This is a genomic window from Sphingobacterium sp. UBA2610, from assembly GCF_002339225.1.
Taxonomy (GTDB): Bacteria; Bacteroidota; Bacteroidia; order Sphingobacteriales; family Sphingobacteriaceae; genus Sphingobacterium; species Sphingobacterium multivorum.
On sequence record NZ_DDKA01000001.1, the window covers coordinates 190,737 to 214,296 of the forward strand.

A 23,560-nucleotide genomic window follows, 5' to 3' on the forward strand; every position below is an offset into this window, starting at 1 on the left:
GCAAATCGTTTTTAAGCCCTAACACATCATAAGAAGGGATCGTCCACGATCGGATATTTATTCTAATTGTATCCAAGCGTCTCCCCAAATTGTCAATTTGTGCTAAAACTAAATTTAAAAATAAACTATATTGGTTTTACAGCATTTTTCGCCAAATCAATATAGTTTATTTTAATTATAGATCGGTTTATAAAAATTTCTATAAATCATTATAAATTGCCCGGAAACTTGAACGAAGTCCAAATGACACTACGCCAGATTTATTGACTACAGGTGTTTCATATTGTGCTTTTGCGTAACGTTGGGTATAACCAAGTTCTAAACGGAGGTTATACTTGGGATTAAGCACATAGGCAGCCTTAGCATCCGCATAATAGATATTATTCTTTATTCCTTGGGCAATATGATTTCCATATAGATTTGGTATTGTATTATAGGATTGGAAGATGTTACCGCCCATATTACTTCCATCAGGCAGATCAAGTCCATTTTGGGTAAACATACCCTGTAACGAAAAGTCCCATCTATCCCATGCATAATTCACAAGGCCAACAAGCTCTCTAAAGTTTGCCCCTTTCGGATGAGCCAATGGCTCGGCATTGTTACTATAGTTTGAATACGACTTAAAGTGTGCGTAAGTATATGGTCTGGCTGTATTATACTCGGCTAAAAAGTTCAGGTTTTTCACACCAAACATATCATATCCCCTAACACCAAGTTGTGCTCCCCATTTGTTATGCGCATATCCATTCCCGGCAAAAAACTCTTTCGCGGTAAACTCCCCCAATAAGAACTGACCATATGCCGTCAAATTATAGGGTAGTTTATATTTGGAAGTTAACCCCAAAAACATTTTGTCTGGCGAAGTACGATTATTATTTTCAACAGGTCGGATAAAGATAATAGGACTAATATAACTGAAATCAAAACCTCTTTTACCTGCATCGTCTTGCGCAGCCCAAACAACAGATTGGAAAAAGCCAATTGATAATTTATTGGTCACATTCCAGTCCAGATATTGGAAAGCCCCCCATTTTTTACCATCGCCCAAACGCTTGTTCGGTTCACCCTCCATCGGATATGTACCTGTTAAATCCTGTCTCGGATGCGTCGGATCATTCATATAGGCCCAAATCGAAGTATATTGAACATTCCCTATCGTCCCTGTTAATTTCAGATGCGCATAATTCGATGAAAAATCAGAGAGAAGCATGGATCTATATCCATCCCCAATGAAGTTTTTGTCGTAAGCCAAAGTTGCCTGAATATACTTATGCGCGTCATAGGTCATACTTGCTGTCGCATACATCCAATCCATTTTATTGTTGGACTTAAATTTTGAGTTCGCCTGCCCCGGCACAACTTTATTGGCTACGATATAGTCATCCAAATATTTGGGAAATACCGCCTGACTTTCAAATGCGGAAGTATTGAATGTAAATTTATTACCCACGTTCAATCCCACCTGAAATCCTCTGATATTCATCCATGTCCGACGCTTGTCGCCTAACATATCCTTTCCAATATAAAGATCCGGTAAAAAATCAGCATAGAATGTATAATCTTCTTTCTCAACCTGCACCAGATGTTCATTAAAAATCTTACGCATAAACCAATTGGACGAAGAAACAGGCTTATTGGATTGGATTGAATCAAACTTGGCTAACAATAAAGAGTCTTTGATGACGAATGGTTTAGCAGCAGTGTGCATTCTCGTCTCAGTAGAATAAACCGCATCGTTCATTTTTTGATAAAAATGATACGAATAAGGCTGACTCTTGATCTGGGCAAAACCGCCGAAGGAAATACCTACCCCCATGCTTGCCAGCACAATTCGGAGTAAATTATTATTTTTTGTTATATTAAGCCTCATAAAATTATTTCAAAGATTATTTTTTCTAGCAAAATGCATTCCTAAACGCAAATTAACCGAATAAAAATGACTTTATTCCTATGTTCAGTCAATTTTATAATGCTAAATCGTATTTGCTATTCCTTTTATTCAAAAATATTTATATCTTGCATTTTAGTAAATAACCTTATAACATAAAAATCAGTCCTAGCAAGCATGAAACGCAGAACATTTATCCAAAACGCAAGCCTGTTAACCGCGGGTGCACTTACAAGCAAATTTTCATTTGCTCAAGAACATTCTTTTCCCACTGTACGAACAAGTAAAGAGAAAAGACTTTTCTCGAGCAAGGTCATCGAAGATGCAATTGTAGAATTTCAGAAAAATGTTAAAAATAAGGAACTGGCTTGGTTATTTAACAACTGCTTTCCTAATACCTTAGATACTACCGTATTTCCCTATGTTCAAAACGGAAGAAATTATACCTATGTAATTACAGGGGATATTGATGCCATGTGGTTGCGTGACAGCAGTGCACAGGTATGGCCATACCTTCCTTTTATGAAAAAGGACAAAAAACTACAGGATCTTATTGTTGGCTTAATCCAAAAGCAGAGTAAATGCATCAACATTGATCCCTATGCCAATGCATTTTATAACGATCCGACCAAAAAAGGCGAATGGTTCAGTGATCACACAAATATGAAACCTGGAATCCATGAACGAAAATGGGAAATCGATTCATTGTGTTATCCAATTCGATTAGCTTATCATTATTGGAAAGAAACGAATGACAATAGCCCGTTTAATGAAGAATGGTTAGAAGCGCAACATAAAATATATCAGACTTTTGTTGAGCAACAGCGTAAAGATAGTCTAGGCCCATACAAATTTGAACGTACAACCTCCAGAGGCTCCGATACATTACAAGTAGATGGCTACGGATATCCTGTAAATCCAGTTGGTTTGATCTGCTCCAGTTTTCGACCGTCAGACGATTCTACCATTTTCTCCTTTCTTATTCCATCCAATTTATTTGCGATCGTTAGCCTTAGACAATCTGCCGAAATTTTGAAAAAGGTTAAAAATGAACATGAACTAGCTGTCAAAATGGAAGCTCTTGCGAATGAGGTCGAAACAGCAGTCAATACATATGGTATCATCGACCATCCGACGCTAGGCCGGATATATGCCTTTGAAGTAGACGGTTTTTCGAGCCATCTTATGATGGATGATGCAAATATTCCGAGTTTATTGGCTCTACCTTATTTAGGGGCTGTCGATCTAAATAACGAAGTTTATCAACGTACACGTAACTTTGTTTTGTCTGATAAAAATCCATTCTTTTTTAAGGGAACAGCAGCAGAAGGCATTGGCGGACCTCACATAGGAAGAGATATGATCTGGCCGATGTCCATTATTATGCGAGCGCAAACTTCGACAAATGATGACGAGATTCGCAATTGCATCAAAACGCTGGTCAATACGCATGGCGGAACTGGATTTATGCATGAGTCTTTTCATAAAAACGATCCTAAAAAATTCACAAGACATTGGTTTGCTTGGACAAATACATTATTTGGCGAATTAATTTGGAAAATATACAAAGAGAAACCATCTTTGCTTCAATAAAGCTGAAACTTGTAACACAATGTTATAAGTGGAAGAACTTATAACATTGTGTTATGGATAATTTATCAAAACCAGGTCCGATTGGCATTTTTGATTCCGGTTACGGAGGACTCTCCGTATTTAAGGAAATTCAACATCTTTTACCTCAGTACGATTATATCTATTTAGGGGACAATGCTCGGGTCCCTTATGGTACACGGTCTTTTGAAACCGTTTATAACTATACCAAACAATGTGTTTTTAAACTTTTTGATCTAGGCTGTAACCTTGTTATTCTGGCATGTAATACAGCTTCAGCAAAAGCATTAAGAACCATACAACAACATGATCTACCGCCGGGAAAGAGAGTCCTCGGCGTCATCAGACCCACTACCGAAATTGTACACAATTTTACGAAAACTAATAAGATCGGGATTTTAGCTACTACGGGAACGGTAAAATCTGAATCCTATAAAATAGAAATACATAAATTTAATCCAGAAATAGAAGTTTTTCAACATGACTGTCCTTTTTGGGTCCCTTTAGTAGAAAATAACGAAATCAATACAGAAGGCGCTCATTACTTTGTAGAAAAAGATATACGGGAACTTTTACAACAGTCCGATCAGATCGACGCTATTGTGCTTGCCTGTACCCACTATCCATTATTGCTGCCCGTAATCAAAAAATATACACCAAGCAATATCAATATCATTTCTCAGGGTCCAATTGTTGCAAACAGCTTAAGGGACTATCTCCATCGTCATCAGGAGATTGAAACTATTTGTTCCCAAAATGGACAATTGGCCTTCTATACGACAGATGATCCAAGAGACTTTGAAAGTAAAGCAAAAATATTTTTTGGAAAGCCAATAGCCGCAAGCCACATTAGTGTTTAACAAATAAAAGGCAATGATTTTTAAAACTTTTACTTCCTGGTCTTCGTTATGTTGATAAAAAGGCTAGTACAATGAAAAAGAACTTTATAACCATTGCTTACAATCAGGATACACAACATTGTGAATCCAAAGGATTTTCAAGTATTCAGGAAAGTGCAGATTATTTTAAAACTTTCGAGACATCTGCCCAGCCTAACTATGTACCGGTGTGTATCTACAATTTAAACACAAATACGATTCTAGATATAAGTGATTATTATGTAAACAAGGAAACTGAACTCCACCGAATCGTAAAACACTGCCTGGCGGAAAAATAACTCTTTTAATATTTAAAATCTATTGGCTGGCTAGCATCCTCCCTTTCTCATTAATAGAGTTATATATTTATATTATTACATTCTGTAAAATAATATTTCATTAATTTTTAATATCTTCAAGCAGATAATCAGACCAAAAAACAAGTCACAGATAATGAAAACCAAACTGACAATAAGCCTCTTAACAGTATCTTTAGGATTAACCGCATGTAATTCCAACCATGCGAATTCAAATTCGAGTTCGGATAGCAGTTCAAATACTGCAACTGATACAACAAGTTACCCTCCGGTAGAAACACAGAAGGCAAACACAAGTTATAAACCAGCATTTGCCGGACAAACGAGAATTCAGGGTGCAAAGACAAGCACGCCGTTCGAAGGTAAAGTAATTGCTGAGGGATTAAAATCTCCGTGGGGCATAACTGCGCTGCCTGATGGCCGATTATTAATCTCAGAAAAAGAGGGGAATTTTCGCATTGCAACGGCGGACGGTAAATTAAGTGACCCAATAAAAGGTTTACCTCAAGTCAATAGCAGTGGGCAAGGTGGACTTCTGGGGTTACGTCTTGATCCAAAATTCGAATCAAACCGTATGATTTATTGGGTTTTCTCTGATAATACCGCTGCTGGGACGTTGACGGCTGTTGCAAAAGGAAAACTGTCTGCAGACGAGAAATCGATAGAAAGTGCTAAGGTGATCTATCAAGCTACTCCGGCTCATAAAGGGAATCTGCATTATGGTGGTCGTATTATCTTTGATAAAGAAGGAAATATTATTTTGAGTACGGGTGAAAGATCTGATTTGGTTACAAGACCATTGGCACAAGATCTGAATGCAGCATTGGGCAAGATCTTACGCATCACCACTGAGGGACAGCCTGCTCCAGGAAATCCATCTATAGGCAAGCCAAATGTCCGTCCGGAAATTTACAGTTATGGACACCGCAATCCTCAAGGGCTTGCCTTAAATCCGGAAACCGGCGATCTTTGGGAAACCGAATTTGGTCCACGGGGCGGCGACGAGCTGAACAGAATTGAAGCTGGTAAGAATTATGGATGGCCAACGATTACATATGGTATAGAATATAAAGGCGATAAAGTTGGTGCGGGTATACAACAAAAAGACGGTCTGGAACAACCTGTCTATTATTGGGATCCGGTCCTCTCTCCTAGTGGAATTACATTCTATACCGGACAGAATATTCCAGAATGGAAGAATAATCTCTTTATTTGCGGTTTGAGCAGCATGCACATTGCCAGAATTATACTGAAGGATAACAAGGTGGTTGGAGAAGAGCGTCTACTAGGTAGTGAAGGACAACGATTTAGAGATATCACGCAGGGAAAAGATGGCGCGCTGTACGCTATCACAGATATCGGAAAATTATATAAAATTGATAAAAAATAAATTCCTTGATTCGACGCAGCCCCTCTCAAATGGGCTGCGTTTTATTTTGACTTGGCCCTCAAAAACACACTTTCAACTACTTTTATTGACCTTATTTTCTATATTTCTTTTCGAACATGACAAATATCATAGTTTGGCTCGATTATTGATCATCTATTAGCGAATCAATAAATTATTATATGGTAAAAAAAGAAAAAATGAAAAAATTATTAGAAATTAATCCCTTGTCATTCTATATGACCAACTGGGGATTCGTAAACAACACCGCCCCAAAAAGAACGCGCAAAACCTGCCAATCTTCTCCCAAAAATTAAGCGTTCTTGCTTAAACAATTCAATTAAAATTTATTAAAATCATCTGCTGATATCCTCCATACGGATATTAAGTAAGAGATTTATTTCTTTTACTAAATCCGTATGGAAAGACATTAAGCTATGCGAAAAAATAGGCCAATAAGATCACGATAATAATACAAGCAATCATAATGTATTTATTCAATTGGCTATTTTTCTCTCCTTCGTCACTTTTATAGTGATAATCTCGTTTGTTGGGCAAATTCATAAGCTTGTTTTTATTCATGATGAAGTTACGGACTTTTTTCCATATTATTCGTGATGATAAGGCTCCCCCTTCATGATGGAAAAAGCACGATAAAGCTGCTCTGTAAAAAACAAACGAATCATTTGGTGCGAAAACGTCATCTTCGATAAAGCGATTTTTGATTTTGCCCGATCGTAAATCTTTTGGTCAAACCCATAGGGGCCTCCTATAATAAATACCAAATGCTGAACACTTTGTACCATCATTTTTTCCAAATAAGCTGAAAACTCCAAGGATCGAAATTCTTTTCCATGTTCGTCTAGCAGAACTACTAGATCTTGTGGTTGTAGCTGTTTCAAAATCAGCAAAGCCTCTTTATCTTTTTGCTGTTCAGCAGAAAGATTCTTGACATTCTTGATATCGGGAATAACGACAATACTGAAGTTCACATAAAACTTTAATCGCTTAATGTACTTTTCAATACCTTCAATTAGGTATTTGTCATCCGTCTTACCTATACAAAGTAATGTTATTTTCATCGAAATATATTATTTGTTTTTGCCATCAATAGCCAAATAAAAGCAAACTTGCTCGATCCAAAATAATGAATATCCATTAGCTTCCTGTCATTGTCGAAAAACTGTTCACCAACTTTTGTCTAAGACCTGTTATACTAAGTCTAAAAGCTACCATTCTAATAAACCCAAAGGCGCACAAAGTTCCGATTTTATTTAAAATAAAAACAATCAAAACGACAAAAAAACATTAACCCCATTTGTTCATTTAGTTTTAAAACATTTATTTTTGCGTACACCCTTAATACATCACGTTGAAAATGGATAATAACCTTGTTTTACTAGCGAAAACAAGCCGGACGCGGTAAACGAAAAAACCGAATTTAAATCATTCGGTTTTTTTCTGTTATTTAGGAATACTTATGTAAAATTAACCACTAAAATGGCGCATCATCAGGCATATCGTTCATTCGGGAGGGCATAGTAATACCTCCACTAAAACCTCCAGCACTAAAATCATCTGCAAAGTTTGGCGACGGATTCAAGGCCGAAGCAGAAAATGTAGCCGGCGCATCACCGAATCCATCTCCACCACCCATACCCGAAAACTCATCTTCTAAATCCACAAACTTCACAAATTTACCCACAAAGCGAAGTGGAACAATTCCGGTCTCACCATTACGGTGTTTTGCAATAATAACTTCACCGACACCGGCAGTAGGACGTCCCTCTTCATCTTCTGTCAAACCATAATATTCAGGTCGATATAAGAAAAGAACCATATCAGCATCCTGTTCAATAGAACCAGACTCCCGTAAATCGGACAACATAGGACGCTTACTATTGCCCGGTCTTGACTCTACTGCACGGCTCAATTGCGACAATGCAAGCACGGGGATATTTAATTCCTTAGCTACAGACTTCAACGCGCGCGAAATACTACCAATCTCTTGTTCCCGGTTACCCCCGCCTTTACCGTCTGCTTTACCGTGCATTAACTGCAAGTAATCGACGATCACCATTTGGATATCGTATTGTGCTTTTAGACGCCTACATTTTGCTCTAAATTCGAACACGTTCAACGCCGGCGTATCATCAATAATAATAGGTGCATCAGTTAATCGACCAATTCTCGAATGTAATTGTTGCCATTCATGATCAGCAAGATTTCCTTTTTTCAATTTCTCTTGCTCAATTTCGGTTTCACCAGCGATTAGACGATTGACGAGCTGAACAGATGACATCTCCAGCGAGAATACGGCGACTGCTTTACCGTGTTCCACAGCGGCATTACGCGCGACAGAAAGTACAAATGCAGTTTTTCCCATCGCTGGACGTGCTGCAATAATAACAAGATCAGAAGGCTGCCAACCTGAAGTCATACGATCCAAGGCTGTTAAACCCGAAGGCACACCTGTCAGACCATCTGTGCGATCCCGCAGCATTTCAAGATTAGAAATCGCCTCACGCATGATATCATCCATCTTTCTTGAATCTCGTCGCAAGTTATTTTGCGCGATATCAAACAAGCTTTTTTCGGCATGATCCAAAAGATCGAAGATATCTGATGTTTCATCATATGAACTATTGATAATTTCGGTAGAAACCTTAATAAGCTCACGCTGAATATATTTTTGAGAAATAATACGGGCATGATACTCAATATTAGCTGCAGAAACCACGCGGTCTGTCAATTGCGTAATATAGTAGGCACCGCCGACCATTTCAAGAGCCCCCATCCGTCGAAGTTCCGAGGTAACTGTCAATATATCAATTGGAGAAGTCTTTTGAAAAAGGCCAAAAATTGCTTCAAAGATCTTTTGATGCGATTCTTTGTAAAACGATTCTGGTTTTAGAATATCAATAATTTCACTCAGTGCATTTTTCTCCAGCATCAAAGCACCCAGGACAGCTTCTTCAAGGTCCACTGCCTGCGGCGGAAGTTTACCCAAACCGCTCACCAAATTATTTAATTTGGTACGACGTTCGCCATAATTACCCCGTTTGTTATTATCCGTGTTATTCGCTTCAAAATTACTGTCGTTCATCATGATATTATATCAGAAATATAGCTTTGCTATCCTTATAAATTTTAGATAGGATAACAAATGTATAAAAAATAAAATTCACCACCATGAGGATTTACAAACAGGGAAATTCGACGATCAGATCCGAACCCCCAAAAAGCTTTGATGGACACAGATTTACAGGATTAGTTTTCAACACCTACTGTTGAAAAGATGTTGAAAATAAAAATTTACCACTCAAAATCAATACTTTAAAAAATGTTAATAACTTAAACTATTGTGAATAAGCAAAATGGTCAAAAACAAATCAATATCCTCCACTACCATCAAAATAAACTGACTTTGATATGAAAACAAATCCCTTTTTTAGCACCGAAAAATATTCATATATTGTATCTTTGTAAAATGACGCACGATTCCTCAACACTAAAGCCCTACAAAGACACCAACGATGGGAAGAAGAAACAGGTAGCAGATATGTTTGACAATATCTCGCATTCCTATGATTTTTTGAACCATTTCATGTCTTTGGGTATTGACATTATATGGCGTAAAAAAGCCATCAATTCCTTAAAGTCCATAAAACCGCAACTGATGTTGGATGTAGCGACAGGAACTGGTGATTTTGCACTGGAATCAATTAAAATCTTGAATCCAAAAAAGATTATTGGTGTCGATATCTCCCAAGGCATGCTTGAAGTCGCCAAGAAAAAGATTGCAAGCAAGGGATTAGCGAATCAATTTGAAGTTCAGTTAGGAGATTCTGAGCGGCTTCAATTCGAAGATAATACCTTCGACGCAGTTACTGTAGCATTTGGTGTCCGCAATTTTGAAAATCTGGAAAAGGGCTTATCGGATATATACCGCGTATTAAAGCCTGGTGGGAAAGCTGTTATTTTAGAATTTTCTAATCCGAAAAAGTTCCCCATTAAACAATTGTATAATTTTTATTTCAAGTTTATCACACCAACCATTGGAAAATTCTTTTCAAAAGATTCCAGTGCATATGAATATTTACCGGAATCCGTTGCTCAATTTCCGGACGGCCAAAAGTTCGTGGCCATAAACAAAAAAGCTGGTTTTAATGAAACTATTGTTAGACCACAGACGTTTGGCATCTGTACCATCTATATTGCTACAAAATAGGGTGACCGAGGCACTGTTTTTTAGGGAAAATCTGATTAAATTTTAAATACCAACTAGTTACAATATATGACTAAAACAGTTTTTATTACAGGAGCAAGTTCCGGCATCGGTCAGGCTTGTGCCGAAGTTTTAGCGAAAGAGGGGTATAATCTTTTACTTTGCGCGCGCAGGTTAAACCGTTTAGAAACATTAAGAGATACACTACTTGCGGCCTACCCGACTATTCAGATCCATATATTTGAGCTCGATGTCCGAGATGCTGAGCAAGTTGCAAACCAAATTGAAGGTTTGCCCCCCGAATGGAAAAAAATAAATGTTCTCATCAACAATGCTGGGTTGAGCCAGGGATTAGATCCTATTCAAGATGGTGATATCGGCGATTGGGACAGAATGATTGATACCAATATCAAAGGCTTATTGTATGTAAGTAAAGCTGTGATACCCCTTATGGATACCGACAACGGCGCTCATATTGTTAATTTAGGATCTATTGCAGGGAAAGAGGTGTATCCGAATGGAAATGTGTACTGTGCCACCAAACATGCTGTCGACGCGTTGACTAAAGCGATGCGTATTGATTTGCTAACGCAAGGCGTTAAGGTAACCTCTATTGACCCCGGAATGGTAGAGACTGAGTTTTCGGAAGTTCGTTTTCATGGAGATCGAGAAAGAGCTAAAAATGTTTACAATGGTGTACAACCTCTAACAGGTAAAGATATTGCCGAAACGATTCTTTTCGTCATTACCAGACCTGCACACGTCAATATAAACGATCTCTTAATCATGCCTACAGCGCAGGCTACAGGCACACTTGTCAATCGAAAATAATTTAAATATCATGTCATTAGAAATACAAATAAATCAAGACATTAAAGCGGCAATGATCGCAAAAGACACGGCAAAATTACGTGGTTTACGTGCGATTAAAGCAGCTATCCTCTTAGCGAAAACAGAAAAAGGTCATGCAGAAGATCTTAGCCAGGAGGCGGAGATTAAAGTGTTACAAAAACTTGTCAAACAACGTCGCGAATCTGCTGAAATTTATAAGACGCAAAACCGTGAAGATCTGTATGAAATTGAAGTTGAGGAAGAAAAAGTAATCGAGGCTTACCTACCCAAACAGTTAAGCAAAGAAGAAGTTGAAACCATTGTCAAAGCAATTATCGTAGAAACAGGAGCTTCTTCCATTAAAGATATGGGTAAAGTAATGGGTGCAACAAATCAAAAGCTTGCAGGACAAGCTGATGGCAAAACAATCTCTGAAGTCGTTAAAAGTCTTCTCGCATAAAAGTTTTCAAATCACTCGAGTCAAATTAAATCGGGTATGTCTTCCCTGATATATCGATTTAATTTGACTCTTTTTTTTATTTTAATGATGGATTTTCAGTGGAACCTCAAGAAGTTTGATGAACTCAACAATAAAGAACTGTATCGTATCTTAAAGCTTCGAATGGAAGTTTTTGTTTTGGAACAAGAATGCTTATATCCTGAATTGGACGATAAGGACTTTGCTTGTCTCCATCTTTGGGCGGAACACAATGATGATATCATTGCATACACGAGATTAGTTCCCCCTGGTCTCTCCTATCCGCAGGCTTCCATCGGTCGGGTCATTGTCGCTGAGCAAGCTCGCGGAACCGGTTTGAGTCAACAATTAATGATTCATTCCATCGAATCTCTCTATAAAGAATTTGGTGAAGGCGAGATACAAATAGGCGCACAATTTCATTTAAAATCCTTTTATGAAAAATTAGGGTTTAAACAAATCTCCGAGCCCTACCCTGATTACGGAATCCTTCATATTGATATGATTAAACCCACAATTTAGTAAATTCAGGCATGCAAAACGTTGTCATCATCACGGCCGCTCTATTTGGCGGCTTCGCTATTATCCTAGGTGCATTTGGAGCCCATGCGTTCAAAAAAATCCTATCCGCTGAAAAACTGGAATCCTTTGAGGTCGGCGTGCGATATCAAATGTATGCTGCACTAACCCTATTGATTCTAGGATTCAATTTTCGGTTTGAGCTTCAGTCTGAACGAGTGGCATTTTATCTGATCACACTAGGAACTATTTTATTCTCTGTAAGTATATATTTTCTATCGTTTGCTGAATACTGGAAAAAGAATCTAAAGTTTCTTGGCCCAATTACCCCGCTCGGCGGATTGCTTATGATCGCAGGCTGGGTTGCTGTTATCGTTCGTTTTTTGTAGATTTGAAATAAATATGGCAATGATGTCTGCCCTGAACCGCCCTGATAAGCTGATGACGTCTACTATTTTAGTATAAAACAACAATTTTATATAAAGTGTAGACTTATGGCTATAACACATTCAAATCAAAGCAATCTTCATTTTTTTCTTAAATGGCTTATCTCCTGTAGTGCGATAGGTTTCATTGTCGGATCTATTTGTGCGTTTTTTCTCTTTTCCCTCAATTGGGTAACGCAGTACCGGGAGGCTCATCCTTGGATAATTTATGGACTTCCCCTAGCGGGATTTGCCATAGCGTTGTCCTATAAGTATTGGGGCGATCCATCAAGCAAAGGAAATAACCTGCTGATTGAAGAATACCTTCGTCCCCAACGCCGCATTCCGCTTATCATGGCGCCGCTTGTCTTATTCGGAACTTTACTTACACATCTGTTTGGGGGTTCGGCAGGCCGTGAAGGAACTGCTGTACAGATCGGTGGAGCAGTTTCCGATCAGCTTAATCGCTGGTTTGACTTCGATAAAACTGAACGTCGCATCTTAATTTCGATCGGCATCACTGCAGGATTCGCCGCTGTGTTTGGCACCCCGCTCGCCGGAACGATATTCGGCCTGGAAGTACTATTGATTGGCAAAAAAAGATATTTCGGTATCCTGCCCTGTTTATTTACCGCCTTTTTTGCAAACTTCAGCTGTCAATTATGGAATATTCCACACACCCATTATCCACTTCATGATGTTATTCCAATGCTGTCCTTAACCAATATTGGATTTAGCCTTGCCGCAGGCATTCTATTTGGCGTTACAGCATGGCTTTTTACATTTGCCAGCGATTTCTTTAGCCTTCAATTCAAACGAATTAAATATCCTCTGCTTAGACCGGCGATTGGCGGTATTATTTTGGTACTTATCATTACGTTATTTCACAGCAACAGCTATATTGGACTTGGCATACCAATGATTCAGAATGCATTTGTCGATCAGTCGAATTATTATGACTTTATCATTAAATTGCTTTTAACGACTTTTACCCTTTCTGCCGGATTTAAAGGCGGAGAAGTCACCCCGCTATTTTTTATTGGGGCAACCTTGGGGAGTGCATTAAGCACCGTTATTCCACTTCCCATCAGCCTGCTGGCTGCCATGGGCTTTGTAGCCGTATTTTCAGGCGCTACAAACACCCCGCTCGCCTGTATTGTAATGGGTTATGAATTATTTGGGATTCAACCTATCTTATTTATAGCGATAGCGTGTATAGTCGCTTTTTTATTTTCCGGAAAAAAAGGAATTTATATTGCACAAAAAGGCGGTTTAAAGGAAAAATTATACCGCAGACTCAATTTATAAACAAGCAATACGCTTTCAGCTTCTTTGTCTATCTCCTTGTGTTCCATTATGGACTACTTCAAATAAACACAAGATCGGACAAAAAAACATGCTAAAAAGAAGAGTGCAGATTACAAGAATGGATAGATGACATCTGAACTACAGTAGTTTTCCGTGCAGAAAGAATGCTGCAACAGTAAAATAGATAATCAATCCGGAGACATCCACCAACGTTGCAACAAACGGCGCTGATGCTGTCGCTGGATCCAAACCGAACCGACGTAGGATAAATGGAATAAACGATCCCGACAAAGTTCCCCATAAAACAATAAACAATAAGGAAACCGCAACCGTAAAGCCAATTGAAATCCAATAAGGACCATAGTCATATAGACCAAGAAAATGCCAGGCCAATATCCGTAGAAATCCGATCGAACCTAATATCCCACCTAAAATTAAACCGGAAGAAACTTCGCGCTTCATCACATACCACCAATCTTTAAGCTTTAACTCTCCGAGCGCCATGGCACGAATAATTAAAGATGCCGCCTGCGACCCCGAATTACCTCCACTGGATATAATTAAAGGAACAAACAAAGCAAGCACAACCGCTTTTTCCAATTCCCCCTCAAAAAAGCCCATTGCTGAGGCTGTAAGCATTTCGCTAAAAAACAAAATGATTAACCAGCCAGCTCTTTTTTGAATCAATTGCAACAAGGGGGTTTTGGTATAAGCCAGATCCAATTCTTCCATCCCTCCAAATCGCTGGATATCTTCTGTATCGCGATCTTCAATTCGGTCCAACACATCATCAAATGTCACAATTCCAACCAACACCCCTGCTTCTGTAACGATAGGCAAAGCACTGCGGTCATATTTTTGAAAAATCTCGAAGGCCTCTTCCATGGGTGTAGAGGCTTTAATCGCGGCAAAATTGTAGTCAATTAAGTCGGAAATCTTAGTAGAAGAATCCGATAGTAGTAATTGACCAATTTTCAAGTCATCGATCAATACGTTTTTCTCATCAACTACATAAATAAAATTGAGCGTTTCAGCTTTCCTTCCAAAAACTTTAATATGCCGAAAGACATCATCAACAGTATAATAAGGACGAACTTGCACATACATTGGTGTCATAAGTCGGGCTATACTATCCTCTTTATATCCGATCAGCTCCAAAGCCATTTGCTTCTCGCGCTCATTCAATAGATTGATCAGATATTTAATCAGATCATCCGGCAATTCCGACAATAATTCATTCCGGGTATCCGGCTTCAAATTATTCAGCAATTCGGACAGCTCATGCTCCGTCATGGATTTGATCAACGTATATTGAACATCCATTTCAAAAAAAGAAAAGATCTCCAATCTATCCTCCAAAGGATAGTCCATAAACTCTTGATGTTGCTCCCCTTTACTTAAACGCGATATTTCTTCCGCGATATCGGCCGGGTGTAATGCTGAATTTTGTTCCATTGGAAGAAAATTTTAATGGATTTAGCGCAAAAGTAGCTTATTTTGTATTATTTTCAACAATCTGAAAAACTATTTTTTCCAATGGGAATTAGGGCCAGCTTTTCATAAAATCGTCTACCACTGCGCTGAACGGTCCATTTGACGTTCCTTGCCCATTAACTTTACAATAGCTTAAAAATTAATTAATCCAGGTGCTAGCTCTACAGGTTCAAGCCCCGCCTTAAACAACCGTGCTTTTAAACCACCTTGCAGTACAATGGTCCCGTCATTTACGTGTAGCCAGCTACCTTCACGCAAGCCTATAACAGGTTGGCTGTTCAATTGATGAAATTCCTGAATTCGCGTTTCCCTCGTCTCTCCTTTATGTGTAGAATTTGGATCTGGATCCAAATAATGTGGATTGATATTAAAAGGTAAGAAACCAAGTGCGTTAAAACTAGGCGGATAAACAATAGGCATATCATTCGTGGTTCCAATTGTTAATCCGGTCAAATTGGACCCCGCGGATGTGCCCACATATGGAATCCCCTTTGCTACTTGTACGCGCAGTTGCGGAACCAAATCCAGATCATACAGCGTTTTTAAGAGTAAAAATGTATTTCCTCCACCAATAAAAATAGCTTTAGCATCCTGAATAGCCTTCTTCATATTGTCAAACTCATGGAGCCCCCTAACCGTCACGCCCTCATCTTTCAGGGCATCTTGTACCTTAGCGGTATAAGCATCAAAGGAAATTCCTGAAGGTCTCGCAAAAGGGACAAACAGCAATTCGTCTGACTGAATAAATTCGACAAAATCGTGCTTAATATAAGCTAAAAACTCACTCCCATGGATCGTGCTTGTACTTACGACCAATAACTTGTACGCTGGATTAATCTTCATCTTCTATCGTTAAAACATTAAATAAAAAGTACCTTTGGCTTTATTAATTGCGAGGCCAAAGGTACAGTTTTCGTTCCTTACTATAGGCTATTTCTTATCAGCAGGCTTTTTTTCTGCACCCAATCTTTTATTTTCTTGCAGTGCCTTATGTAAAAGATATTCTATCTGCCCATTAACACTTCTAAACTCATCTGCAGCCCATTTTTCCAATGCTTTGTACATTTGGTCGTCTAAGCGTAGCATAAAGTTTTTCTTATCCGCCATTTCATTTCGTTTATTGGTACAAAGTACCTGTATTTACAATTGGTGTCGCTGCTTTCTCTCCACAGAGTACAACCATTAAATTGCTGACCATTGCTGCTTTTTTCTCGTTATCCAACTCTACAATATCTTTCTCAGACAATTTATGCAAGGCCATTTCCACCATCCCAACTGCACCATCTACGATCTTTGCCCTTGCGGCCACAATTGCTGCCGCCTGTTGTCTTTGAAGCATCGCACCAGCGATTTCTGACGCGTAGGCCAAATGGCTGATTCTTGCTTCCTTAATAATAACGCCAGCTGGCGCCAAACGATCCGACAACTCCTGCTCAAGAATATGGTTTACGGTATCTCCTCCCTCCCGTAAGGTTATTTCAGCACCTTCATCTTCCAAGTTATCATACGGAAAGCTTCCAGCCAAATGTCTTACTGCTGCTTCACTCTGCGTGCGTACATAAGATGTATAATTACTGACATCATAAGCAGCTTTATACGTGTCCCCCACTTGCCACACGATCACTGCCCCAATCTCAATTGGGTTTCCCATCTTGTCATTTACTTTCAGCGTCTGTCCTTGCAGATTATCCGAACGAAGACTTATTTTAATCGTCGAATACAACGGATTGACAAAAAACAAACCATTTTCCTTAACGGTACCTACATATTTTCCGAAGAAATTCAGCACACGTGAATGATTTGGATTAATAATCATCAATCCCTTTAAAATAAAAAAAGTAGCAATCATTAATACCACTCCCAATACAACATACAGCGAACTTTCTTCTACGCTCGCAAATGAAAATATAGCTGCCACAAACGAGACAACAGCTATCAATAAAGCTAAATAGCCTGACATTGGTTTAATTAGTTTTTCCATAATTGTTAATATATATTTGATATCATTTTAATATCATAAATATACTACAATAATTTTCATATTTCAAAGGAAAATTTAAAATTGCTATTTTTGATCATGCGCAAAAAATCCTTTCTACCCTTAGTCAATTCGACGACAGAAATACTCATCCTTGGCTCGTTGCCCGGAGATAAATCTCTGGCAGAAAATGAATATTATGCACATCCACAAAATCGCTTTTGGAAAGTAATCACCAATTTGTTCAATGCACCGGAACAAACAAATTATACGGAGAAGATAGATTTATTACTCAAAAACAACATTGGTCTTTGGGATGTTTGTGCGGAAGCCTCTCGTCCCGGCAGTATGGATTTAGCCATACAAAATGAAGTTCCGAATCCGATTGACGAGCTGCTGCAAACCTTTCCCACAATCACACAAATTATTTTTAACGGACAAAAAGCGTACAGTTTGTATTTAAAGCATTTCAACAAACGAGAAGACATTATGTACAGATGCTTACCCAGCACAAGTCCGGCCAATGCGAAAAGTAATCTCGAAAATCTAATTCAACATTGGCGCATAATAATAAGTGATTAAATTACACGAATTAGGTTCGTTAATTCAGTCCTATTGCTTATTTTTGCCCTAAGATGTCAGATTTAAAATACAATCAACGAGGCGTATCCGCAGGGAAAGAGGATGTGCACAATGCGATAAAAAATATAGATAAGGGTCTGTTTCCCAAAGCATTTTGCAAAATAATTCCAGATATTTTGGGTGGAGATCCAGACTGGTGTAATATTATGCATGCGGATGGTGCTGGTACCAAATCTTCATTGGCTTATGTATACTGGAAGGAAACCGGTGATATTTCAGTGTGGAAAGGTATAGCACAGGATGCAATTATCATGAATATTGACGACTTGCTTTGCGTGGGAGCCATCGATAACATTCTTTTATCCTCAACGATTGGCAGAAATAAAAATCTTATTCCTGGAGAGGTGATCGCAGAAATCATCAATGGCACAGAAGAGATTCTATCTGAACTTCGGGATTTGGGAATTGGCATCTATTCTACAGGAGGTGAAACGGCCGACGTTGGCGACCTTGTTCGCACCATCATTGTTGATAGTACGGTGACCTGTCGTATGAAACGTGAAGACGTCATTTCAAATCATCGCATCAAAGGTGGCAATGTAATTGTTGGATTGGCATCGAATGGAAAAGCAACCTATGAACAGACGTACAATGGCGGAATGGGTTCCAATGGACTAACTTCTGCACGTCATGATGTATTTAACAAAAAAGTAGCTGAAAAATATCCTGAAGCGTATGATCCAGCTGTTCCTTACGAACTAGTTTTCGCTGGAAGCCAGGACCTCACCAATGAAATCGAAGTTGAAACAGGAGAAAAAATAACTGCGGGTAAGCTTGTTCTTTCGGCGACGCGTACTTATGCGCCTGTTATCAAACAAATACTGGACAAGTATCGTTCACAAATCGACGGAATGGTGCATTGCTCAGGTGGAGCGCAAACAAAGGTTTTACACTTCGTTGATAATGTGCATGTCATCAAAGATAATCTTTTCCCGATCCCACCTCTTTTTGAATTAATACAGAAAGAATCCAATACAGACTGGAAAGAAATGTACAAAGTATTTAATATGGGACATCGTATGGAATTATATGTACCGGAATCAATTGCATCGGATATCATTGCTATTTCAGAGTCGTTTGGCATTCCGGCTCAAATCATAGGTCGCGTGGAAGAATCTACTGCTAAAAAAGTTACTATAACCTCTCCTTACGGAGAATTTATCTACGAATAAAAGATTTTCATCCCTGTCCCCTGCTTATACAGGCGACAGGGCTATTTTTTCAATTTGGTATAAATGAAAGAGAAACTTCTTGTGGGCTGGAAAGAGACCCTTGATTTACCTGAATTGGGAATATATGGTATAGAAGCAAAAGTCGATACCGGTGCTGCTTCATCGGTACTACATTGCAATTCGTACGAGATCGTTAAGGAAGATGGTCAGGATTGGATTATCTGTGAACTTATAACAAATTTTGGGACAAAAGAAACAAAAACACTGAAGTTAAAACTCTATAGGACAAAACTCGTGAAAAGTTCTTTTGGCCAAGAAGAAAAGCGTTACTATATCCGCACAACAGCAACATTATATAACCAAGTATTTAGCATTAAGATCTCCTTTAGAAATAGATCACAAATGACCTATCCTATGCTGTTGGGTAAAAATTTCTTAAACAAAAGATTTTTGGTCGATGTTTCCAAAGAAAATCTGTCGACGAAGACCCTGGTAAAATAAAACAATTAGCCAAGCTATTTTGTTATCTTAGCACAAAATATATTCAATATACAAATCGTGAAAATTGCCGTATTATCGACAGTAAAGAGTTTATACTCAACTCGTCGTCTCGTAGAAGCCGCACAACAAAGAGGACACGAATGTGTTGTCATCGATCACAGCAAATGTTATGTAGGCATTCAACAAGGTAAACCCAGTATTCATTACAAAGGACAGGATCTAAGTGATATTGATGCCATTATTCCCCGGATAGGAGCGTCGGTAACATTCTATGGATCTGCTATCGTTAGACAATTTGAGGTGATGGATGTGATTTCCGCAAATCCCAGTCAAGCTATTACGCGATCTCGGGATAAATTAAGATGTCTACAAATTTTATCCGGTGCAGGTATCGGACTCCCGATTACAGGATTTGCACGAACAGCCTCCGATGTGGACGACCTGATTAGTATGGTCGGTGGAGCTCCATTAGTGATCAAATTATTAGAAGGAACCCAAGGTATTGGTGTGGTACTTGCCGAAACCAAAAAAGCGGCCTCTTCTGTTATAGAAGCGTTCTACGGCCTGGGTAATAACATCCTGATCCAAGAGTTCATCAAAGAGTCTAAAGGCTCTGATATTCGCGCATTCGTGGTTGACGGCAAAGTTGTTGGAGCGATGAAACGCACGGCGAAAGAGGGTGAGTTTAGATCAAATATCCATCGGGGTGGCACCGCTCAGATTATCCGGTTAAGTAAAGCTGAAAGAGAAACAGCAATTGCGGCTGCGGCACAGCTAGGACTCACGGTTTGTGGTGTAGATATGATTCCTTCTGACAGAGGCCCTTTAGTACTCGAAGTTAATTCATCTCCAGGTTTGGAAGGAATTGAGAAAGCGACAAAAAAAGATATTGCCTCAGAAATTATACAATATATTGAGAGACAATATGAAGCAAAGCAAGCTCAAATGCCTAAAGTCGTTAAGAAAAAGAAAAAAAGAGAAAGTAAATTATAAGGTTACTGAATGAGCAATTAAAAGGGGGAGCGGTATATACTGCTCCCCCTTTTAATTGCTAAATAACCTAAACTCAACTAAAGTCGAATTTTCAATACTTCTTAAATTCGCCTACCGTTGCTTCCAATTTTTACTTATCTTACGCTAAATTATAAATTAATGAAAAGATTTAGCCATCTTCTATTTGCCTTTGTACTCGTACTAGCTGCATTTTCCTGGTCTTTTAGCCAAACAACTATTCAAAAGACGGCATCGCCAACTTGGCTCCGGCCCATTACAAAAAAGGCCATAAAGCCAAATTTGGATGATATTAGTGATGGATATTACTACGAGCTAATCGAACATCAAATAAACTTGGCTACCCAAACAAAATATTATAAGGACATAAAAGTTCTATTTGATCAGACTGGAATCGAAAATCTGGGACAAATTCAGGTAACCTTTGACCCGCATTTTCAAAAACTTCAACTACATGAGTTAAAGGTTATTCGCAACGGCAAGGATATTAATCTACTACCGCAAGCAAAATTTAAACTCCTTGCCTCCGAAACGGAGCTTTCGAGATCTATCTACAACGGAAGTCAAATGGCCCATTATGTTTTGGAGGATTTACGTAAAGACGACAAGATTGTATTTGCTTATTCAATAATAGGTGTAAATCCAGTATTTGAACAGAAATTTTTCGACAGCTATTACTTACAGGGATATGAACCTACAGGTCTTGTCCATCTCAACTATATTGTACCCAATGGCCGCAAACTTCAGTTTAAGAGTTTCAATGGCGCTCCTGAAGTGCAGCAACAGTCAACAGGAAATACAACAAATTTCTTCTGGGAGCTGACGGCGGACAAAACGGTTCAATACGAAGATTATAGCCCGTCATGGTACAGCCCTTTAAAATATATCCAATGCACGGAATTTAATACCTGGCAGGAAGTTGATCAATGGAACCGTAAAATTAATCCCATTCCGCAAATAGCAACGACAAGTACACTGCAAACCTTCGTCAACCAACTTTGGAAAGAGTCCAATGGACAGCCCTATGCATACCTGAAAAAAGCCTGCGACTTTGTACAAAATGAGATACGTTATATGGGTATTGAGATGGGAGAATATTCGCACCGGGCAAATGTTCCAGAAAAAGTATTTTCCCAGCGCTACGGCGATTGCAAGGATAAATCAATGCTGCTGGCTACAATGCTCAAAAACAAGAATATTGATGTAGGACTCGTATTAGCCAATACCTATAAGAATAGAGGCCTGCAGGAAGAGCTCCCCTCGCCCTATGCTTTCAACCATATGGTTATTGAAGTTAATATTGGTGGACGTTCCCAATATATTGACCCCACCATAACTCAGCAGGGTGGAGATATCAAAAACAGGTATTTCCCAGCTTATGGAAAAGTACTCTCCACCATGGGTAGTGGAAAGCTTACAGACGTACCGCAGCATGTTACCGGCAATATTAAAGTCAAGGAAACCTTGACACTGGAAGGCAAATTTGAGGCTACCCTGGATGTCCACACAACTTATGTTGGAAATGAGGCGGACGATATGCGCAGTTATTTTCAAAGTAGCGCCAAAAATGACATACAGAAGCAATACTTAGAGTATTATACAAAGATCTACCCCAAGATCAATAAAATTGGTCATATACAATACAAAGATGATATGGAAAATAATATTGTGGAGGTCATCGAAAAGTATAAAATAAAGAACATTGGAAAGAAGGAAAGCGGATCTACAAAAAAATATATTCCTTTGTTGGGAACAAATATCAATGAAAAGCTTCCAGAGATTATGGAGGATCGTATAGCTCCCCTAAGCCTTTCTTTTCCAACAGATCTAACCTACGAAATGTATATTGTCAACAAAGGCAAAAAGGAATTTGGTAATTACAGGGACAATAGTTATTTTGACAGGACTGCGTATGTCTTCGGTAAAACACTGGAAGTAAATCAAGATAGTATTAAGCTCGCATACACGTTAAGTTTCCACGAACCCTTTGTCGAACAAAAAGACCTGAAACAGTATTATACAGATTTTGCAGATCGTGATGATATCTTTTATAATGGCTTTTATCTTGACAATGACGGATATGTAACAGATGGGATACCTCGCTTAGGAACCCCTTCTTCAGTCAATGAAATTAATTGGTTTATTCTAATCCTATTCGTTCTTCTGGTGCCAGCCATCATCTGGTATATTGTTAAAAAGTATAATAAAACCAGAGCTTTTATCATCAAACCCTATGACGAGATCTATCACGATCAGATCGGCGGATGGATGATCGTGCTGCTTATTGTACTATTTATAAATATAGTGACCCTATCCGGTATATTTTTCTTCCAGCAGTCCTTCTTTAATTTAAATACTTGGCAGGCGGCAGATCAGCTGGAAGGTGTTTCCCCCTTTTTATACAGAACTTTACTATTATTAGAAATAATCGGTAATATATTGGTACTAGCGGGTTTGATTTATAGCTGCATCTTGCTGGTCAAGAAACGCGATATTTTCGCTCAGACCTTCTTTATGGTTGCACTATTTATGGCCGTATTCTGTACTATTGATGGAATTGTATCCCATCTTATGTTCAAAAGTTATTTTGATAAAACAGAAGACTTGTTCACACATTATAAAGATACTATAAAATCAATTTTTTTCTTCTGTATTTGGGGAACTTACGTCTATAAATCGGAACGTGTAAAAGGCACCTGTATTCGGACGTATCAGAACGATGAGATTATTCAGAAGGCTGCGACAGTTCATCCTTTTGATCAAGATTTTCTAAAGCCTTATTCAATTACAAAACAAAGAGAAAACGAAGCTGAGGCGGAATTTCAATCCCAGGGTGATAGAGCCAATAGCAGTCATCCCGAGGATCATCCAGATAAACCATAGTTGCCA

At 38.7% G+C, this 23,560-nt stretch carries 23 protein-coding genes and 1 riboswitch; of the genes, 15 read left to right on the forward strand and 8 right to left on the reverse strand.

Going from position 1 to position 23,560, the window contains the following annotated elements; translation table 11 throughout:
• Positions 1–199: 199 nt before the first annotated feature.
• The gene (locus tag B4Z47_RS00820; RefSeq protein ID WP_236560228.1) at positions 200–1,873 is read right to left on the reverse strand and encodes a gliding motility protein RemB; all 1,674 of its coding nucleotides are present in this window, start codon (positions 1,871–1,873) and stop codon (positions 200–202) included.
• A 195-nt stretch (positions 1,874–2,068) separates the two neighbouring features.
• On the opposite strand from B4Z47_RS00820, the gene B4Z47_RS00825 reads away from it, so the two are divergent.
• The 4 genes from B4Z47_RS00825 to B4Z47_RS00840 all read left to right on the forward strand — a co-directional run bounded on the left by B4Z47_RS00825 (position 2,069) and on the right by B4Z47_RS00840 (position 6,087).
• Positions 2,069–3,484, forward strand: a complete 1,416-nt coding sequence (locus tag B4Z47_RS00825; protein ID WP_070565595.1) for a glycoside hydrolase family 125 protein — start codon at positions 2,069–2,071, stop codon at positions 3,482–3,484.
• Between the two features lie 53 nt (positions 3,485–3,537).
• Positions 3,538–4,362: a glutamate racemase gene (murI, locus tag B4Z47_RS00830; protein ID WP_070565597.1), complete on the forward strand. Its 825-nt coding sequence runs from the start codon at positions 3,538–3,540 to the stop codon at positions 4,360–4,362.
• 71 nt (positions 4,363–4,433) lie between these two features.
• Positions 4,434–4,679: a hypothetical protein gene (locus B4Z47_RS00835; RefSeq protein ID WP_115050731.1), complete on the forward strand. Its 246-nt coding sequence runs from the start codon at positions 4,434–4,436 to the stop codon at positions 4,677–4,679.
• A gap of 154 nt (positions 4,680–4,833) precedes the next feature.
• On the forward strand, positions 4,834–6,087 hold the full coding sequence (locus B4Z47_RS00840) for a PQQ-dependent sugar dehydrogenase (protein ID WP_115050729.1): 1,254 nt from the start codon (positions 4,834–4,836) through the stop codon (positions 6,085–6,087).
• 432 nt (positions 6,088–6,519) lie between these two features.
• Here B4Z47_RS00840 and B4Z47_RS00845 read toward each other — a convergent pair whose 3' ends face one another.
• The 3 genes from B4Z47_RS00845 to dnaB all read right to left on the reverse strand — a co-directional run bounded on the left by B4Z47_RS00845 (position 6,520) and on the right by dnaB (position 9,190).
• The gene (locus B4Z47_RS00845; protein WP_172462499.1) at positions 6,520–6,666 is read right to left on the reverse strand and encodes a hypothetical protein; all 147 of its coding nucleotides are present in this window, start codon (positions 6,664–6,666) and stop codon (positions 6,520–6,522) included.
• A gap of 26 nt (positions 6,667–6,692) precedes the next feature.
• Positions 6,693–7,166 carry a 23S rRNA (pseudouridine(1915)-N(3))-methyltransferase RlmH gene (rlmH, locus tag B4Z47_RS00850; RefSeq protein ID WP_070565601.1) on the reverse strand — a complete coding sequence of 158 codons (474 nt, stop codon included), beginning with the start codon at positions 7,164–7,166 and terminating at the stop codon, positions 6,693–6,695.
• Between the two features lie 413 nt (positions 7,167–7,579).
• Positions 7,580–9,190 carry a replicative DNA helicase gene (dnaB, locus tag B4Z47_RS00855; RefSeq protein WP_370445164.1) on the reverse strand — a complete coding sequence of 537 codons (1,611 nt, stop codon included), beginning with the start codon at positions 9,188–9,190 and terminating at the stop codon, positions 7,580–7,582.
• A 384-nt stretch (positions 9,191–9,574) separates the two neighbouring features.
• On the opposite strand from dnaB, the gene ubiE reads away from it, so the two are divergent.
• The 6 genes from ubiE to B4Z47_RS00885 all read left to right on the forward strand — a co-directional run bounded on the left by ubiE (position 9,575) and on the right by B4Z47_RS00885 (position 13,873).
• A complete protein-coding gene (gene ubiE / locus B4Z47_RS00860) occupies positions 9,575–10,315 on the forward strand; it encodes a bifunctional demethylmenaquinone methyltransferase/2-methoxy-6-polyprenyl-1,4-benzoquinol methylase UbiE (RefSeq protein WP_112376154.1) in 741 nt (246 codons plus the stop codon).
• A 66-nt stretch (positions 10,316–10,381) separates the two neighbouring features.
• A complete protein-coding gene (locus tag B4Z47_RS00865; protein ID WP_115050727.1) occupies positions 10,382–11,143 on the forward strand; it encodes an SDR family oxidoreductase in 762 nt (253 codons plus the stop codon).
• A 10-nt stretch (positions 11,144–11,153) separates the two neighbouring features.
• The gene (locus tag B4Z47_RS00870) at positions 11,154–11,603 is read left to right on the forward strand and encodes a GatB/YqeY domain-containing protein (protein ID WP_070565629.1); all 450 of its coding nucleotides are present in this window, start codon (positions 11,154–11,156) and stop codon (positions 11,601–11,603) included.
• Positions 11,604–11,639: 36 nt separating this feature from the next.
• On the forward strand, positions 11,640–12,143 hold the full coding sequence (locus B4Z47_RS00875) for a GNAT family N-acetyltransferase (RefSeq protein ID WP_236560229.1): 504 nt from the start codon (positions 11,640–11,642) through the stop codon (positions 12,141–12,143).
• An 11-nt stretch (positions 12,144–12,154) separates the two neighbouring features.
• The gene (locus B4Z47_RS00880) at positions 12,155–12,529 is read left to right on the forward strand and encodes a DUF423 domain-containing protein (protein ID WP_115050725.1); all 375 of its coding nucleotides are present in this window, start codon (positions 12,155–12,157) and stop codon (positions 12,527–12,529) included.
• Positions 12,530–12,535: 6 nt separating this feature from the next.
• A riboswitch (Fluoride riboswitch) is annotated at positions 12,536–12,598 on the forward strand.
• 36 nt (positions 12,599–12,634) lie between these two features.
• On the forward strand, positions 12,635–13,873 hold the full coding sequence (locus B4Z47_RS00885) for a voltage-gated chloride channel family protein (RefSeq protein WP_115050723.1): 1,239 nt from the start codon (positions 12,635–12,637) through the stop codon (positions 13,871–13,873).
• Positions 13,874–14,011: 138 nt separating this feature from the next.
• Here the strand turns inward: B4Z47_RS00885 and mgtE are convergent, their stop codons facing one another.
• From mgtE to B4Z47_RS00905, 4 genes are all read right to left on the reverse strand, one after another.
• Positions 14,012–15,328 carry a magnesium transporter gene (gene mgtE, locus B4Z47_RS00890; RefSeq protein ID WP_070565637.1) on the reverse strand — a complete coding sequence of 439 codons (1,317 nt, stop codon included), beginning with the start codon at positions 15,326–15,328 and terminating at the stop codon, positions 14,012–14,014.
• Between the two features lie 171 nt (positions 15,329–15,499).
• Positions 15,500–16,210 (reverse strand): dipeptidase PepE, encoded by a 711-nt coding sequence (pepE, locus tag B4Z47_RS00895; protein WP_070565639.1) that lies wholly within the window; start codon positions 16,208–16,210, stop codon positions 15,500–15,502.
• Positions 16,211–16,297: 87 nt separating this feature from the next.
• Positions 16,298–16,474, reverse strand: a complete 177-nt coding sequence (locus tag B4Z47_RS00900) for a ribbon-helix-helix domain-containing protein (protein WP_070565641.1) — start codon at positions 16,472–16,474, stop codon at positions 16,298–16,300.
• A 10-nt stretch (positions 16,475–16,484) separates the two neighbouring features.
• A complete protein-coding gene (locus tag B4Z47_RS00905; protein ID WP_046674469.1) occupies positions 16,485–17,348 on the reverse strand; it encodes an SPFH domain-containing protein in 864 nt (287 codons plus the stop codon).
• A gap of 96 nt (positions 17,349–17,444) precedes the next feature.
• Here B4Z47_RS00905 and B4Z47_RS00910 point away from each other — a divergent pair, with 96 nt between their 5' ends.
• The 5 genes from B4Z47_RS00910 to B4Z47_RS00930 all read left to right on the forward strand — a co-directional run bounded on the left by B4Z47_RS00910 (position 17,445) and on the right by B4Z47_RS00930 (position 23,554).
• The gene (locus B4Z47_RS00910) at positions 17,445–17,927 is read left to right on the forward strand and encodes a DNA-deoxyinosine glycosylase (protein ID WP_070565645.1); all 483 of its coding nucleotides are present in this window, start codon (positions 17,445–17,447) and stop codon (positions 17,925–17,927) included.
• Positions 17,928–17,980: 53 nt separating this feature from the next.
• Positions 17,981–19,159 carry an AIR synthase related protein gene (locus B4Z47_RS00915; RefSeq protein WP_115050721.1) on the forward strand — a complete coding sequence of 393 codons (1,179 nt, stop codon included), beginning with the start codon at positions 17,981–17,983 and terminating at the stop codon, positions 19,157–19,159.
• 63 nt (positions 19,160–19,222) lie between these two features.
• A complete protein-coding gene (locus B4Z47_RS00920) occupies positions 19,223–19,660 on the forward strand; it encodes an ATP-dependent zinc protease (protein WP_070565649.1) in 438 nt (145 codons plus the stop codon).
• A gap of 57 nt (positions 19,661–19,717) precedes the next feature.
• A complete protein-coding gene (rimK, locus tag B4Z47_RS00925) occupies positions 19,718–20,653 on the forward strand; it encodes a 30S ribosomal protein S6--L-glutamate ligase (RefSeq protein WP_070565651.1) in 936 nt (311 codons plus the stop codon).
• A 159-nt stretch (positions 20,654–20,812) separates the two neighbouring features.
• A complete protein-coding gene (locus B4Z47_RS00930) occupies positions 20,813–23,554 on the forward strand; it encodes a DUF3857 domain-containing protein (protein WP_115050719.1) in 2,742 nt (913 codons plus the stop codon).
• Positions 23,555–23,560 lie beyond the last annotated feature (6 nt).